We start from the raw sequence: 15,068 nt of genomic DNA on the forward strand, positions 1-15,068 counted from the left end.
TAAAAACTTTCAGATCAGAAAAATCACTCTATTAATTTTGTTATAAGTAGATACGATTAATTTATAGTATTCAATTTTGAATCCATCCATTAATATCAAATTCAGAGCTATTCATTTCGTACGGCAATTAGGCAACCTATAGAAACTAAATAATAAAATAAGGATATTTAATGAAAAACATAGCAAGACAAATCTCTGGCTCAATTATACTTTCTTTGGGGCTTATTGGCCTGGATGCCTATGCGGATCCAGTAAAAAATACAGAGCCCGCACAGGTTATGCTTTTTGGTAGTTTTCATTTTAGCAACCCCGGTAAGGATATGGTGAAAACACAAGTTATTAATGTTTATACCGAAGAAAATCAAAACTATTTGGAAGACTTATCCTCACGGATTGCCACTGACTCACCAACACATGTTCTTCTGGAATGTCACACCAATGACGAAAGCAAAATGAACCTTCGCTTTGCCAAATATATTAAAGGTGAGCATAAGTTAAATATAGGAGAAAGCGAACAACTGGGATTTAGGGTAGCCAAGAAGGCGGGCCTATCAAAAGTAAATTGCTATGATTCGGATCAGGATCTTCCTTACGGCGAGCTTTTATCCTATCTGGAGAAGAGTTCTCCCGAGAGGAAAAAGTTGATAGATGATTACCTTGAAGCCTGGGGAAAACGCTTCAATGACTTGTATGCCTCATCAACCTTGGAGCAAGCTCTTGATAAACACAATGACCCCGCCGAAGACAAAGTAAACCTAGGCTCCTATATAATGCTCAATGACGTTGGCCAAGGTGATAACTTTATCGGTGCCGATCTATCCTCCAAATGGTGGTCCAGAAACTTCCGTATGTATGCCAATATCCAAGCCGTCGCCCAACCGGGTACCAAAGTTTTCGTTCTCGGTGGACAGGGGCATAGCTCTATAATGAGACCGATGCTCGAATTGGATGATCAACGTGAAACCTGGGATGTCCGCAGTTATTTCTAAAAAAGGCTCAACACCAAAGTCAGCCCCTTAGGGGGAGGAGCCCTGCCACTGGTTTTATAGATAGAGTAGAACTTTATCTACACCCCAAAGGCAGGGCGCTATGGATATTTATAAGATCTTATTATTCGGTATTCTTTTCAGTCTAATACCACCGTGTACAGCTGAAGAAGCTCCTAAAGAAATACAAGTATCGGCAGGAAAGCTTGAAACACTGCCCTCCCTGACACTGGAAGGGCTTGCTGAACGCCCTATTCGTGTATGGCTGCCTGATCAATATCCCACACAGAAACCCTATGCCGTCCTTTATATACACGATGGACAGATGCTGTTCGACAGTATAACCACCTGGAATGGTCAGGAGTGGGGCATGGATGAAGTCGCCTCTCGGTTAATAGCAGAAAAGAAGGTACGTCCCTTCATAGTTGTCGCTATCGATAACATTGAGACACTTCGCCACGGTGACTACTTCCCCCAGAAAGCTCGGAGTTTTTTGCCTAAAGAAGCTTCACAGGTCCAACATCCATTTAACCAAGTCGAATTGCGTGGAGATCTTTACTTACAATTTTTGGTGACCAAGGTTAAACCCTATATTGATAGTCATTACGCTGTGAGTGGTGATCCCAGCGACACCTTTATTGCCGGCGCGAGTATGGGGGGATTAATATCACTCTATGCGGTCACAGAGTACCCCGAAGTGTTCTCTACGGCTGCAGCTATATCCACCCATTGGCCAGGGATTAACCCCGACGACAAACTACCGATAGCTGAGGCTATTCGCGACTATCTAGAGGCAAATTTACCTAAGCCTGGAAGTCACCGATTTTATTTTGACCATGGTACAGAAACCCTGGATGCTTATTACCCACCTCTGCAACGGACTGTGGATAAAATCATGCGCCAGAAAGGGTATTCCTCTTCAAATTGGCAAACCCAAGTATTTGAGGGTCATGCCCATGATGAGAAATCATGGAATTCTAGACTCGATGAAATATTAATATTTCTATTTGGAAACCCTCAAACAGACGCTTAAATTACTTTTCTATTTCAGATGCCGGCGTCTATATAAATAAAAGACATAGTTGCCGGCATTCCAACTTATCCCTTAAGACTACTTTGCTACTTTGTGGCATCCAACAATAGTTCTGCAACTACACTTCTCTATCAATCTCCCAATAGTTTTTGGCAGACAAATAACTATTGCGATTGAAGCTTTTTCTAACGCATCACTTCTCCTGCGACAAGAATGAAACGTAAAAGTCGAACTGTTCTTTTAATACCTGGAATTTTTGATCGAGGAACCTCCTTACTTAGAATGCAGCACGAATTAGCTGCCGAAAATTATGACGTACACTATATCCACCTACGCTATAACTCCGGCTGGCATGGTATGGAACACCTTTCGTCCCAGCTTCTCGCAAAATTGGAGCATATCGTAGATAAAGAAACTACCTGTACCCTGGTGGGATTCAGCATGGGAGGGATAATCGCTCGGTATTATTTACAATCCCTTAATGGTTTGGAGCGGGTGCATAAATTTATATCAATTTCCTCTCCCCACCATGGTAGTTACTGGGCAAACTTTCTTCCTTACAAAGGTGGGAAACAATTGCGGATCGGCAGTGATTTTTTACGCGCGTTGAACTTGGGCATTCAAAAATTGGAGGTTACCGAGCCGGCTTCAATCTGGACACCCTATGACATAACCATTATACCCCATAGTAGTGCTATCCTGGGCTTGGGAACATCCTACAAAGTTCCAGTGATACTACATCGAATGATGCCGCTAAGTAGCAAGGTAATTTCATTACTAAAACAGGAAATTAAATCAGGATTGGATTAAGAAGCTCACTGACAGAAACTAGCTTTAATTTTATGAGTTTAACGAGAAGTAAGGCATGGACAGCCCAGAAGAAAAAACTTCGATTACAGATAAGGCAATTCACAACTACTATCGAAAATTTGAAAGCCTGATTGCCTTAATTTTGACTTTTATTATTGTTGTAATCGTAATAGTCGCGATCAGTCGATTGGGATATTCTGTATACAATATGTTACTGGTGGGCATGCAGGACCCTCTGGACCACAAAGTATTTCAAACAATATTTGGCGAGATTATTACTTTACTGATTGCACTGGAATTTAGCCATACACTTCAATATGTAGTTACACGTCAACAGAGTATTATTCAAACCAAAGTTGTCGTACTTATTGCTATTTTGGCTTTATCCAGAAAATTTATTATTTTAGATCTGGATAAGGTCAATGCTGGCGAACTTTTGGGGTTATCTACTGCCACTCTCGCGCTGGGCCTTACTTACTTAATATTGAAGCTTAAAAATAGTAACTAAGGGTACTATTGCAAACCAGACAGTAATCCGAGGTGGAGGAACACCTCCACCCTCTCACTATATTAACTATCTTCACGTAGAGCGTGATGTAACCTTACCGGTGGGGTCTTACGGACTTTCTTGCTGCGCATACGCAAATTGAGGAACTCCACAGCCATTGAAAACGCCATGGCAAAGTAGATATATCCCTTAGGTACATGGACATCAAACCCTTCAACCACCAGAGTTAAGCCCACCATAATTAAGAAGGATAGTGCCAGCATTTTCACGGTAGGATGACGATCAACAAAATCCCCGATTGGTTTAGCCGCTACCAACATAACGATTACCGCCAGAATAATCGCTATTGCCATGATTGAGATCTCGTCGACCAATCCGACAGCGGTAATTACAGAATCCAAGGAAAAGACAATATCCAATAGTGCAATTTGTAGTAGCACCATCCAAAATCCCGCACTACCGAGAGAGGATGCACTCTCCTCCTCGCCCTCGAGACTATTATGAATTTCATGGGTAGCTTTAGCGATTAGGAACAGCCCTCCGCCAACCAAAATAATATCGCGACCTGAAATTTCCATGCCATAGATGCTAAATAGTGGCTCGACCAAGCCCATAATCCATACAATAGAGAAAAGCAGAGCCAACCGGGTCACCATTGCCAGGGTAAGACCAATAAAGCGCGCGGGCTCTCTCTGTTTTGGAGGCAACCGTCCAACCAAAATGGAGATAAAGATAATATTATCGATGCCCAGCACTATCTCCAGCGCCGCCAACGTGGCCAATGCTATCCAGGCCTCAGGGCTGGCTATCCATTCAAACATACGGTCTAATCCTTATATAATTTATTATTTAATAAGCCTTTAATGGACAAATACTTTATTTTTCTATTCTGGCTTTATCACTTCAAAATCTAGGTATCTTCCTCCAGCCAAGCTTTCGCCTCAGTTTCTGATTCAAATGTTCGATATTCACCACCAATAAACCAGCCACCTACTTTTCCGGCGACTTTTAGCCAGCGTTTATCTGAAAGTACGGCAACCCGGTTAAACTCCCGGCCGTATTCAATACCCAATTTAAAATCATCCCAAGCCGCCCGAGGCTCCCACCCCTCCAATTCTCGAGCATCCATAAATACGTTTATCTTTGGGTGCTCAACTTTTTCTATTGCTGCGGTCAACATTGGCACCATGGTTTCGTAATCATCATGGGTCAACTTACCACGGGCCTTCACAGTAAGGAAAATATAATCGGATTTCTGTTCCAAACCGATAGACACACCATGGGACGTAACAGTCATAAGACACCTGTAAATCTTTTACGAATTATCACTACATAATCCATACTTTAGTCATCGAAAAAGCCATAAATCTATGAGTTAAGATAACAAGAACATATTAATTGAAAAGCGATAGATTTAAGTATTTGAATGGCTACTCTCTTACAAGCTGATAGTATCAGAACCGCCGCCATCAAACTGCACCAGACAGAACTCATTTCCAAAGGGGTCAGTTAATGAAGCCTTAACTCCCCATTCTTTTTGCTGAATTCCACCCTGTATCTGTCCACCAGCATCGACCACCTGCTCTATTGCCAGAAGCAAATCCTCTACAACAATATCCATATTTACTGGCGTCCAGTGCCGATCATAGCTACCTATATTTTTTTTACTGTTTATCGGCCAGATCCCCGAATCCCTTTGCTGTAGAAATATAGGCACAGTGCCACCGAGCATCTCAATCATATCCGTTCCCAGGCGGCGACCTTCGTAGAGGCCAAATGCATCTCGATAAAAATTGATCGCCCGGTTTAAGTCATCGACATCAATGTTGAGAAGTACTTGCATTGTGATATGCGACCCACAAAACTCCGCTTTAGTCAGCTCCTGCTGACTTGGGTTCTCCACATTGCCAGCAGTAATCAAAAGCTGCACCGTTATCTTCCCCACATGCCTGGCAGAACCAGCTATTCGAATCCACCTCAGCCTCAGCCAGGACCTGTCGGGCTCGATCCAAATCGCGGTCACGCTCTAACCATAATTCTGGCCAAACCTGGTTAGGGGCTAATTCACCAGTAGCCCCCTGGGCATATTCGTTTTTTAATTGTGTTTTTATTCCCGCAACTTCAAGTCGACTCTTTGCCAACTCAACCAGCAAACGGTTTTCATGGGTATAAATAAGTTTCATAATTGGGCCGCACAAATATCAGGAATCCCCAGATTACACAGCTATAAATCTGCAAACAAACCCTGCTTCTGCCAAGCCGGCAATTCCTGAAAATTCTCAGCGCACACCGATCAAACCACAGTTTTCATATTCACAGTATTTCTCTTCTCCAACCGTAATGATCTCCAGAATAGACTCTACGGAGTCAACTGCTGAACGGCTGTTCAATAGAATTCTGCCTGAGCGATTGGCAATATATTCAAGGACAACTTTTCCTTTTCTATTGCGGTGCTCAGCAATTTTCTGACCTTTTCTGACTTGATCACCACGATTGACAAATAGCCTGATCCACTCTCTTTGCCTCTGCTTGAGATTGTTATTGTGAGACATACCGGTATAAATTTTTTCTGCGCTAACAAGCCCTGCTATTTCGCCAAAAATTGGCGCTTTTTCAGCATGGGCATAGGTCGCACCAATGGCACTTAAAGCCACAAATAGAACGGTAGTTTTGTTCAAATCAGCACCCCTACACGCTATAAAACTCGTGAACTGGAATACTCATATCCTGAAAATGTCGCCCCAAACTTTTCTCAGGGCAATAAGTTAGGTATAGCTGACTAGATAATTCACGCCAGAAAATCCACTGCGCGTCGATCCGGCAGCTGGTATGGAGGTAGAGGGAGATAAACACTGACTACACCGGAGCCCTGTATGTCTAGTGGTAATTCCGGCGTGAGTGGGAAAAATGCATGAGGACCGGGAGTCCGGCCCTCAAATCTGAGAAGCTAACTCAAATCAATCCAGGTGGACTTGAGTTCACAGTACTTATCCAGCGCATGTAGCGACTTATCGCGGCCATTTCCAGACTGCTTAAAACCGCCAAATGGTACAGTGATATCACCGCCAAAATAGTTATTTACCCAAACAGAGCCGGCGTATATATCCCGGGCCATACGGTGGGCACGCCCCAGGTTATTGGTCCAGATACCCGCCGCCAGGCCGTAGATTGAGTCGTTGGCAATGGCGAGTGCTTCTTCCTCTGTCTCGAACTCGATAACAGACAGTACCGGGCCAAAGATTTCTTCACGGGCGATCGTCATGTCACCGGTGACACCGCGAAATACCGTTGGCTCATAGTAGTAACCGCCTGCTACTTCATCTACCGGTTTGCCGCCGCAAACCAATTGGGCACCCTGCTCCAGGCCCTTGGCCACGTAAAATTCAACCGTATCAAACTGGCTGCGATCGATCAGGGCACCCATACGGGTAATTGGGTTTTGCGGATGCCCGGGCTTAAAGCACTCTGCCGCTTTAGCCACCTTTTGAATAAATTCATCGGCAATAGATTTTTCAACCAGCAGACGCGATCCGGCGGTACAGGTCTCCCCCTGGTTGTAGAAAATGGCCAGGGCCGCAGCTTCTGCCGCCTTATCCAGATCTGCATCGGCAAATACAATATTCGGGCTTTTACCGCCGAGCTCAAGGAAAGTACGCTTGAGGTTGGACTGACCTGAGTACTCGGTCAGGGTTTTGCCTACTTCGGTGGAGCCTGTAAAGGTCAGGCAATCGATATCCATATGCAGACCCAAGGCCTTGCCCAAGCTACTTCCCGGTCCCGGTAGCACATTTAACACGCCATCCGGCAGGCCTGCTTCCTTAGCCAGGCCCGCCAGCTTAATCGCTGTCAGCGGTGTGTTAGACGCGGGCTTCAGGATAACGCTGTTGCCGGTGGCCAGGGCCGGCCCCAGTTTCCAGGCGGTGGTGGATAAAGGGAAGTTCCAGGGCACAATGGCAGCCACCACCCCCAGAGGCATACGGGTAACCAAGCCCAGCTCACCGGGGCCGGTCGGGGCCACTTCATCGTAAATCTTGTCGATTGCTTCACCGCTCCAACGAATCGTAGTGGCCGCTCCAGGGACATCCACGGCCATGGTATCGCCAATCGGCTTACCCGCATCGAGGCTCTCGAGCAGGGCAATTTCCACCAGGTTCTCTTCAATCAACTCTGCAAAGCGCACCATAATTTTTTTGCGCTGCATTGGCGGCATTTTCGACCAGACGCCAGACTCAAAGGTTTCCCGAGCCACCTTTACCACCAAGTCCGCATCATTTGGACCGCAACTGGCAATTTGCGCCAGCTCTTCACCATTTGCGGGATTAAAAGTGGCGCGAGTTTCACCGGAGAGGGCATCGGCATAGCTGCCATTGATAAAGGCACGGCCCTCGATCTTCAGTGAGGCCGCCAGAGCCTGCCATTCCTGCAGGTTTTGGGGGATATTATTTTTCGCTGACATGACACACCTCATTTAATTTGGAGATAGTTTTCCCGGTTATATCGAAAATGTGATCACAAATCAAAGAGTCATATCATAGTCGCGAATTAGGCCACCTGCGTTTCCACACGCAGCCAATCATCTTCCAACTGCATTGCCAGATTATCGCCGTGGTGTAATTCGCCCACTCCCGCCGGTGTGCCCGTCAAAACCACATCGCCGGGTTCGAGCGTAAAGTAACTGCTGACATAGGCCACCAGATCGAGAATTGGTGTCAGCATATTTTCGGTTTTACCCCGCTGGCGCAGTTCACCGTTCAGCCATAGGGAATAGCTGAGCTTGTCCCAGTCCGGCAACCAATCGAGTTTCACAAAGGGAGAAAGTGGACATGACTTATCGAACCCCTTGGCCTTTTCCCAAGGATGTCCCGCTTTTTTCAGCTTCGCTTGGAGGTCACGCAAAGTTAAATCCAGGGAGAGGCCCAAGCCTGCTATTGCCCCGGGGACTTCTGCCACGTTGGCATTACTCAAGCGTTTACCAATCAACAGGGCAAGCTCCCCTTCAAAGTGGCAACTGCCGCGCCCCACTGGTAAATGGATGGTTTCTACCATAGGTACCGCGGCTGTTGCCGGCTTGATAAATAGCAGGGGTTCTTCTGGCACCGGATTATTTAACTCCGCCGCGTGGTCTGCGTAATTGCGCCCCACACAGACAACCTTCCCCAAACCAAACGGTACTTCACTGCCACAGGTAAATTGATGTTGGTACATAGATAAACAAGATAGTTAGGATAGAAATTTCGAATAAAGCCTTGGAGGCTGCATGTGCTATGATCGCGCCTTCGCCAAAATTGCGGCACCCCCGAAGAAGTGATCTAAGCACTTTGCACCTGTTATTCGCACTCAGTGAAGAGATAGTTTATGGCTCCGCACAGTTCCGATCAAAAGAAGTCCCTGCAAAAAGATAAAATCCGCATCCTGTTGCTGGAGGGCGTACACCAGTCCGCCGTCGACTTACTCAGCTCCCGAGGCTACACCAATGTGGAGTACCTCAAGACCTCCCTGCCTGAAGATCAATTGATCGAGAAAATTGCCGATGCGCACTTTATCGGTATTCGCTCGCGTACCCAGTTAACCCGCAAAGTGTTGGAACACGCGTCCAAGCTGGTAGCCGTAGGCTGTTTTTGCATCGGCACCAATCAGGTGGATTTACAGGCGGCGACGGAACTGGGTATCGCGGTATTTAATGCGCCCTACTCCAATACTCGCAGCGTTGCCGAGCTGATTATTGCCGAAACTATTTTTATGCTGCGCGGTATTCCAGAGAAAAATGCTGTGTGTCATCGCGGCGGCTGGCAGAAGTCAGCGGTGAGCTCATATGAGGCCCGGGGCAAAACCTTGGGCATTATCGGCTACGGCGCTATCGGCTCCCAGGTTTCTGTTATGGCCGAAGCTATCGGGATGCGAGTCAGATTCTACGATGTGATTACCAAGTTGCCGCTGGGCAATGCCACCCAAGTAAACTCACTTCCGGAATTGTTGGCGGAATCCGATGTGGTCTCCCTGCATGTACCAGAGTTGCCTTCCACCAAAATGATGATGGGCCCCGAGCAGATCGCGCAGATGAAGCCCGGCAGTATTCTCCTCAATGCCTCTCGCGGCACTGTGGTAGATATTGATGCCTTGGCAGAAGCACTGAAGAGCAATCACCTGGCCGGTGCGGCAATCGATGTCTTCCCGGTTGAGCCCCGTGGCAACAGCGACGAATTCGTCTCTCCCCTACGCGGAATCGATAAGGCGCTGCTGACCCCTCACGTAGGTGGCTCCACTGTGGAGGCCCAGGAGAATATCGGTACAGAAGTATCGGAGAAACTCGCTCACTACTCCGACAACGGCACCACCACCAGTTCTGTGAACTTCCCGGAAGTTGCACTGCCCGGTCACCTGGATACCCACCGCCTGCTGCATATTCACAAGAATGTGCCCGGTGTACTGAGCGCCATCAACCAGGTGTTCTCAGAAAATGCCATCAATATCTCCGCACAGTTCCTGCAAACCAATGAGACAGTGGGCTATGTAGTGATCGATGTGGACGCAGAGTATTCTGATCTGGCACTGGAAAAATTGAAGAGTATCCCCGGCACCCTGCGCTGCCGCGTGCTTTTCTAAGCCTTTCGGTCGTTGGCGGGTACCCACAAATACCCGCCAATGACACGCCAATCGGAGCCTTCCTCGCGGTAAAAAAGATTGATCCCCCCGGCCACCGCTTCTACAATGGCCAGACCTATTCTTTTGCTTCAGGCCCAGGTGACCACATCCACGTGCCACCCCTGAACCAAAGCCAGAGTTATCCACAGCAGGTGCTCCCTTGCGTAGTAATGATTCCGCCTCAACCGGCCTTCTCGCCGGGATTTCCGCCTTCCTCATTTGGGGGCTGGCGCCACTGTACTTCAATAAATTACAGGATATTCCCGCTGCGGAAATCCTTGCCCACCGCAGTATCTGGTCGCTGGTACTCGCTATTGGTATTCTGCTGATTGTACGCAAAATGCCGGACTTTCTGGCGACCCTGCGCGATGGCAAGAAGATGCGGATGCTGGCCCTGACCACGGTATTGATCGGCGGTAACTGGCTGGTGTTTATCTGGGCGATCAATAACGGCCATTTGCTCGAGGGCAGCCTGGGTTACTACATCAATCCACTGATCAATATTTTGCTGGGGGTCCTGTTCCTGGGTGAGAAACTGCGGCGACTGCAATGGATCGCTGTAGCGCTGGCCGCTACCGGCATTGCCTATGAGCTTTGGCAGTTTGGTCGCATACCGATGATTGCCCTGTTCCTGGCCTGCTCCTTTGCGCTATACGGTTTGGCCCGCAAGCAGGCCCCTGTGGAAAGCCTTACCGGCCTCGCGGTAGAAACTCTCTTTATATTGCCAGTGGCCGTGATCTACCTGTTTTGGAGCGACAGCCCCACCAGCAACTTGCTGAACAACAGCCTGGAGTTAAACAGCTTACTGCTCTTTGCCGGCCCCATTACCCTGGTTCCCCTGCTGCTGTTTACGATCGCCGCGCGCAGGCTCAACTTATCCACATTGGGTTTCCTGCAATACATCGGCCCCACACTGATGCTGGTGGTCGCCACCCAGGTATTGGGTGAGTCTTTCAGCGAAGAAAAGCTCACCACCTTTATGTTTGTTTGGCTGGGTCTAGCGCTCTACTCAGTCGACGCATTGGCACAGCGGAGAAAGCTGCATCTACAAGGTAAGGCAGCGCTTTAACGGTAAAACCTGTGTAAGAATGGCCGCCTAAATTAACCAAAGGCGGCCATCATGAATTACTCGCCGACAGCCAACCCAGCTCAAGTGCGACTGCTACCCAGCAGGCAGCGGTCGCTGACTGTTTTGCTCGCTACTCTGCTTTGGACCCTGCTACTCAGCTTCGGCTGGAAAGGTACTTATACAGAGCTCCTACTTCAAACCAGCACAGCTGCCATATCAGCACTGATTACTTTTTGCCTATTCGAGCAGTGGCCGCGCAACTTGCCTCAACGATTACTTCGCTGGGTAATACAGGTGGTGGGTGTGGCAATCTCTATTCCACTGACATTGCTGATCCTGTCCCCTGCCTTGACAGAACCGGGGGCACTTCCACTTTGGCAGGACCACAGCCGACACTGGAGTTTTCTCCTGATAGCGGTGACCGGCATGTTATTCGGGCCCTGGCTCGCTATGTCTGCGCTGTTGCGCCAGCGGGATATTGCTGTACGAGAGCAGGCGCAACTTTTTGAACGGCAGCGGGGTGCCCTGGAGCACCAGGCGCTCAATGCGCGGCTGCGTTTATTGCAATCCCAGGTGGCCCCACACTTCTTATTTAATACACTCGCCAATGTACAAGAGCTGGTAGAGTCTTCATCCCCTCAGGCACCCGCACTACTGAACAACCTGATTGCCTACCTGCGCGCCGCAGTACCGAAACTTGAGTCGGAGCAAAGTACCCTCGAGCAAGAGCTAACTCTGGTGCAGGCTTACCTGGGCCTGATGCAAATGCGTATGCCGGATCGCCTGGAATTTTCTATCAACGCTGATGACGAGGTGCGAAGTCAGTCTTGCCTGCCCATGTCTCTGATGTCACTGGTTGAAAATGCCGTCCGCCATGGCATAGACCCCAGTGAGGAAGGGGGACGCATTGATATTGAAATAAAGCTGGAACAGGGCCTCTGTATTGCCACCGTCACCGATAGCGGTATCGGCATCCAGGACAATTCCAACAGTCTCGGGACAGGGTTGGCAACTTTGAGAGAGCGGCTACAACTGACCTATGGCGATAGTGCAGGCTTGCGTTTGATCGACCAACAGCCCACAGGTCTTTGTGCCGAATTGCTATTCCCCGCCGAGGAGCAAATATGAGTGCCACGCCCACCACCGCCTTAGTAGCTGACGATGAACCACTGCTGCGCCAGTCTTTGGTCCGCAAACTCAAAAGTGTCTGGCCGGAGCTGAAGGTTGTTGCGGAGGCCCGCAATGGTCGTGAAGCCGTAAAACTATTTGAAGAAAAGCAGCCCGATATCTGTTTTCTGGATATCCATATGCCGGGTAAGTCCGGTATTGAGGCAGCCCAGAGTATCGGGCGTCGGGCCCATTTAGTTTTCGTTACCGCATACGACAACTACGCCGTGGAAGCTTTTAGCCAGGGTGCACTGGACTACCTGGTAAAACCGGTAGAGATTGAGCGGCTCGCCGATACCGCCGAGCGGCTTAGGGAAAGGCTCAGCAGTTGCAAACCCGTCAATCATCAACAGGAGTTACTCGAGCAATTAGCGAGACAGCTTCAATCCAAGGAAGACAAACCATACCTGCGCTGGATTCGCGCTTCCATAGGCCAGCAATTGCGGATGATACCGGTAGAAGATGTGCACTATTTACGTTCAGATGAGAAGTATACCCTGGTCGCCTGGAGCGAATCCGGCAATAACAATCTCGAAGCCTGTATTCGCACGCCATTAAAGGATCTAACCCACCAACTTGACCCCGAACTCTTTGCCCAGGTTCATCGCTCTGTTGTCGTCAATTTAAAGGCCGTTCGCCATGTAATAAGGGACGGAGATACCGCTCAAATTACCCTGCTAAATAGGGAAGAAATACTCCCCGTAAGCCGGCGTTACTTGCATCTATTCCGCCAAATGTAATCAGTTTTTTAGTAGGGGGCATTTAAAAGCCAATTTTTTCTCCGACGTAGGTCCGTAGAGATTATCCCGAATTTATTGGACAGCATTAATTCTTGAACGAGAATTACATAAATCTCCATAAGATTGCCGGAAAGTTCAATGAGCCGCCACCTGCTTTTCCTTGCTATTCTGACACTTGCATTTATCTCGGAAAATATATTTGGCCAGGACAAAACCAACGACGTAAAGTTTGAAACTCTAGTTTCCTCTACAAAGGACTGGGAAGGACATTCCCTACCAAAAATGAAACCGGGGCAACCGGAATTAACGATTGTTAGCGTTACTATCCCGGTGGGCGAACAGATGCCCGTACACAAGCATCCAGTGCTAAATGGTGTCTATGTAGCAGAGGGCACTTTAACCATTGTACTCCCAGGACAGAAGGAAACGCTTACTCTGGGGGCAGGTAAGGCATTTATCGAAGTTACCGACAAATGGCATTATGGGCGCAATGATGGTGATACTCCGGTAACTATTATTCTCTTTTACTCCGGCCTGGAAGGACAGCCAACCACCATCTATAAAAATCCTGATGACAAACTAAGTTAATAGCAGCCTAAATCCTGATCCTTTACAAGGCATGAGTCCACGTCATCTACATACTTGACCAAAATTGTTAATCATTTTTTTGTACGTTTAAAAATGTCTGCATATCCTTGGTATGTATTTTCCGCACCGACTGGAATCTATAAAACCATGCGACTGATCGTTGATATATTTGCCACTCTTGCCCTCGGGGTGTTTTTCGCGATTTCAAGCCTGGCCGAGCAGCCTGAATCTCTGAAGCGTTACCCACCTTATGTGGAAGATGATGGCAAAATGCACATCTACTTTTGTGGAACTGGCACGCCAGATCCGGGCTATCAATACTTGCGCCATCCCGCCTGCGTTGCTATTCGCAGCAGTGGGAAACTATTCCTCGTCGATGCCGGCGAAGGAGCTACAGCAAGAATTGGCCAGCTCGGCCTTAATCTCGCCCAGCTGGACCCCATTTTTATTACCCACTGGCACTCGGATCACTTTGGTGGTTTGGCCATGGTGATCAACGAGTCCTGGTTTGTTGGTGCCGACTCGCCTATTAATGTCTACGGACCCTACGGCATCCATCGCATTTTGGATGGAATTAACAAGAGTTTTGGGCCGGACATCCTTTTTCGATCGGCAAATAGGCAGGGAATTCTCGATCCAGTCCTAGCGGTCGCCACTCCCCACCTAGTGAATATTGCCGGGGATCAAAGCGAGGTCGTACAAGATGTGTGGCACCACAGGGATACTTATGTCTCTGTGTTTGCCGTACATCACGAACCGGTTTTTCCCGCATTTGGTTACGAGATACGTTTTGGCCCCTGTAAAGTCATCATTACTGGTGATACCCATGTTTTCGATGCGCTAGAGCCAATTGAACGGGATGCCGATCTACTGATTTCTGAGGCTCTCAGCTATGCCCAATACATCAGCAAGCTGAAGCAAACCGGGGATAACCGTCGCGCTCGTTTGCGATATGAGAAGGCAAATCAAATTATCCACTACCATTCCAATACTCTGGACATTGCCAAGATGGCAACCAAAGCGGGAGTAAAATCGGTTGCCTTAACACACCTAATACCACCCCCGTTACTGAAGCTGACAAGATCGGCTTTATTAAGGGAATGCGTAAATTCTATTCGGGCCCAATTCGGGTAATGGATGACCTGGATGAAATTGTGCTATCGGACAATGGACAGGGTACCTGTAAGGTTGAATACCCTACTAACAAAGTTCCCACAAGTGCAAAACAGACTTCGGAGAAAAGTGATAAACCCCGCAAGAAGCCAGCCTCCACACCGAGTCCCTCCGAATCCAAGAAAGCCAGTCAACAACCCGATTAACAGCAGGCTAAACAGTGTGAGCCGCATACGGTTGGCGACTCACAAAGCTTCTGGATGGCCATACCATCCCAAATCACTTATCTCACTATTCCGCACTTCAAACCACGCTTTCCGCAGCCTATGCCTAGCTGGGTAGCGCACAACTCAATATTCCAATAGGTTTCTTTGCATACAGTGACTCTAAAGAGACCACCATGGCGTCAATA

General features: G+C 48.1%; 17 protein-coding genes. 10 read left to right on the forward strand and 7 right to left on the reverse strand.

All coding sequences use genetic code 11. The features are described 5' to 3' along the window. Window positions 1–170 precede the first annotated feature (170 nt). The 4 genes from QT397_25135 to QT397_25150 all read left to right on the forward strand — a co-directional run bounded on the left by QT397_25135 (window position 171) and on the right by QT397_25150 (window position 3,337). The gene (locus QT397_25135; protein WNZ56086.1) at window positions 171–989 is read left to right on the forward strand and encodes a DUF5694 domain-containing protein; all 819 of its coding nucleotides are present in this window, start codon (window positions 171–173) and stop codon (window positions 987–989) included. A 100-nt stretch (window positions 990–1,089) separates the two neighbouring features. Then, window positions 1,090–2,019 carry an alpha/beta hydrolase-fold protein gene (locus QT397_25140; GenBank protein ID WNZ56087.1) on the forward strand — a complete coding sequence of 310 codons (930 nt, stop codon included), beginning with the start codon at window positions 1,090–1,092 and terminating at the stop codon, window positions 2,017–2,019. A gap of 213 nt (window positions 2,020–2,232) precedes the next feature. Next, a complete protein-coding gene (locus QT397_25145; GenBank protein WNZ56088.1) occupies window positions 2,233–2,829 on the forward strand; it encodes a lipase in 597 nt (198 codons plus the stop codon). 55 nt (window positions 2,830–2,884) lie between these two features. Then, window positions 2,885–3,337 (forward strand): phosphate-starvation-inducible PsiE family protein, encoded by a 453-nt coding sequence (locus QT397_25150; GenBank protein WNZ56089.1) that lies wholly within the window; start codon window positions 2,885–2,887, stop codon window positions 3,335–3,337. Window positions 3,338–3,399: 62 nt separating this feature from the next. On the opposite strand, the gene QT397_25155 is transcribed toward QT397_25150, so the two are convergent. The 7 genes from QT397_25155 to QT397_25185 all read right to left on the reverse strand — a co-directional run bounded on the left by QT397_25155 (window position 3,400) and on the right by QT397_25185 (window position 8,542). Then, window positions 3,400–4,158, reverse strand: coding sequence for a TerC family protein (locus QT397_25155; GenBank protein WNZ56090.1), 759 nt, complete (start codon window positions 4,156–4,158; stop codon window positions 3,400–3,402). An 89-nt stretch (window positions 4,159–4,247) separates the two neighbouring features. After that, a complete protein-coding gene (locus tag QT397_25160; protein WNZ56091.1) occupies window positions 4,248–4,634 on the reverse strand; it encodes an STAS/SEC14 domain-containing protein in 387 nt (128 codons plus the stop codon). A gap of 141 nt (window positions 4,635–4,775) precedes the next feature. Next, window positions 4,776–5,267, reverse strand: coding sequence for a VOC family protein (locus QT397_25165; protein ID WNZ56092.1), 492 nt, complete (start codon window positions 5,265–5,267; stop codon window positions 4,776–4,778). Next, entirely contained in the window at window positions 5,209–5,520 is a 312-nt protein-coding gene (locus QT397_25170; GenBank protein WNZ56093.1) for a DUF2007 domain-containing protein, read from the reverse strand. The genes QT397_25165 and QT397_25170 overlap by 59 nt, the downstream gene beginning before the upstream one ends. Before the next feature lie 96 nt (window positions 5,521–5,616). Further along, window positions 5,617–6,015: a hypothetical protein gene (locus tag QT397_25175; protein WNZ56094.1), complete on the reverse strand. Its 399-nt coding sequence runs from the start codon at window positions 6,013–6,015 to the stop codon at window positions 5,617–5,619. Between the two features lie 269 nt (window positions 6,016–6,284). Beyond that, window positions 6,285–7,793, reverse strand: a complete 1,509-nt coding sequence (locus QT397_25180) for an aldehyde dehydrogenase (GenBank protein ID WNZ56095.1) — start codon at window positions 7,791–7,793, stop codon at window positions 6,285–6,287. Window positions 7,794–7,879: 86 nt separating this feature from the next. After that, a complete protein-coding gene (locus tag QT397_25185; protein WNZ56096.1) occupies window positions 7,880–8,542 on the reverse strand; it encodes a fumarylacetoacetate hydrolase family protein in 663 nt (220 codons plus the stop codon). 150 nt (window positions 8,543–8,692) lie between these two features. Between QT397_25185 and serA the strand changes: the two genes are divergently transcribed. The 6 genes from serA (at window position 8,693) to QT397_25215 (ending at window position 14,677) form a co-directional block, all read left to right on the forward strand. Next, the gene (serA, locus tag QT397_25190; protein WNZ56097.1) at window positions 8,693–9,940 is read left to right on the forward strand and encodes a phosphoglycerate dehydrogenase; all 1,248 of its coding nucleotides are present in this window, start codon (window positions 8,693–8,695) and stop codon (window positions 9,938–9,940) included. A gap of 199 nt (window positions 9,941–10,139) precedes the next feature. Beyond that, window positions 10,140–11,048 (forward strand): EamA family transporter RarD, encoded by a 909-nt coding sequence (gene rarD, locus QT397_25195; protein ID WNZ56098.1) that lies wholly within the window; start codon window positions 10,140–10,142, stop codon window positions 11,046–11,048. 51 nt (window positions 11,049–11,099) lie between these two features. Further along, complete coding sequence (locus tag QT397_25200) at window positions 11,100–12,176, forward strand: histidine kinase (GenBank protein WNZ56099.1); 1,077 nt, start codon at window positions 11,100–11,102, stop codon at window positions 12,174–12,176. Next, window positions 12,173–12,955: a LytTR family DNA-binding domain-containing protein gene (locus QT397_25205; protein ID WNZ56100.1), complete on the forward strand. Its 783-nt coding sequence runs from the start codon at window positions 12,173–12,175 to the stop codon at window positions 12,953–12,955. The genes QT397_25200 and QT397_25205 overlap by 4 nt, the downstream gene beginning before the upstream one ends. 138 nt (window positions 12,956–13,093) lie before the next feature. Then, complete coding sequence (locus tag QT397_25210; protein ID WNZ56101.1) at window positions 13,094–13,543, forward strand: cupin domain-containing protein; 450 nt, start codon at window positions 13,094–13,096, stop codon at window positions 13,541–13,543. Window positions 13,544–13,690: 147 nt separating this feature from the next. Next, window positions 13,691–14,677, forward strand: coding sequence for an MBL fold metallo-hydrolase (locus QT397_25215; GenBank protein ID WNZ56102.1), 987 nt, complete (start codon window positions 13,691–13,693; stop codon window positions 14,675–14,677). The last annotated feature ends 391 nt before the right edge of the window (window positions 14,678–15,068 follow it).

This window comes from Microbulbifer sp. MKSA007 (genome assembly GCA_032615215.1).
In the GTDB taxonomy this organism is placed as follows: domain Bacteria; phylum Pseudomonadota; class Gammaproteobacteria; order Pseudomonadales; family Cellvibrionaceae; genus Microbulbifer.

Excerpts from the sequence above, each read along its gene's own strand:
- QT397_25150 (WNZ56089.1), top strand. The coding sequence starts at position 2,885 with ATGGACAGCCCAGAAGAAAAAACTTCGATTACAGATAAGGCAATTCAC.
- QT397_25215 (WNZ56102.1), top strand. The coding sequence starts at position 13,691 with ATGCGACTGATCGTTGATATATTTGCCACTCTTGCCCTCGGGGTGTTT.
- QT397_25155 (WNZ56090.1), bottom strand. The coding sequence starts at position 4,158 with ATGTTTGAATGGATAGCCAGCCCTGAGGCCTGGATAGCATTGGCCACG.
- serA (WNZ56097.1), top strand. The coding sequence starts at position 8,693 with ATGGCTCCGCACAGTTCCGATCAAAAGAAGTCCCTGCAAAAAGATAAA.
- QT397_25170 (WNZ56093.1), bottom strand. The coding sequence starts at position 5,520 with ATGAAACTTATTTATACCCATGAAAACCGTTTGCTGGTTGAGTTGGCA.
- QT397_25180 (WNZ56095.1), bottom strand. The coding sequence starts at position 7,793 with ATGTCAGCGAAAAATAATATCCCCCAAAACCTGCAGGAATGGCAGGCT.
- QT397_25185 (WNZ56096.1), bottom strand. The coding sequence starts at position 8,542 with ATGTACCAACATCAATTTACCTGTGGCAGTGAAGTACCGTTTGGTTTG.
- QT397_25200 (WNZ56099.1), top strand. The coding sequence starts at position 11,100 with ATGAATTACTCGCCGACAGCCAACCCAGCTCAAGTGCGACTGCTACCC.
- QT397_25160 (WNZ56091.1), bottom strand. The coding sequence starts at position 4,634 with ATGACTGTTACGTCCCATGGTGTGTCTATCGGTTTGGAACAGAAATCC.
- QT397_25140 (WNZ56087.1), top strand. The coding sequence starts at position 1,090 with ATGGATATTTATAAGATCTTATTATTCGGTATTCTTTTCAGTCTAATA.
- QT397_25135 (WNZ56086.1), top strand. The coding sequence starts at position 171 with ATGAAAAACATAGCAAGACAAATCTCTGGCTCAATTATACTTTCTTTG.
- QT397_25205 (WNZ56100.1), top strand. The coding sequence starts at position 12,173 with ATGAGTGCCACGCCCACCACCGCCTTAGTAGCTGACGATGAACCACTG.
- QT397_25145 (WNZ56088.1), top strand. The coding sequence starts at position 2,233 with ATGAAACGTAAAAGTCGAACTGTTCTTTTAATACCTGGAATTTTTGAT.
- QT397_25210 (WNZ56101.1), top strand. The coding sequence starts at position 13,094 with ATGAGCCGCCACCTGCTTTTCCTTGCTATTCTGACACTTGCATTTATC.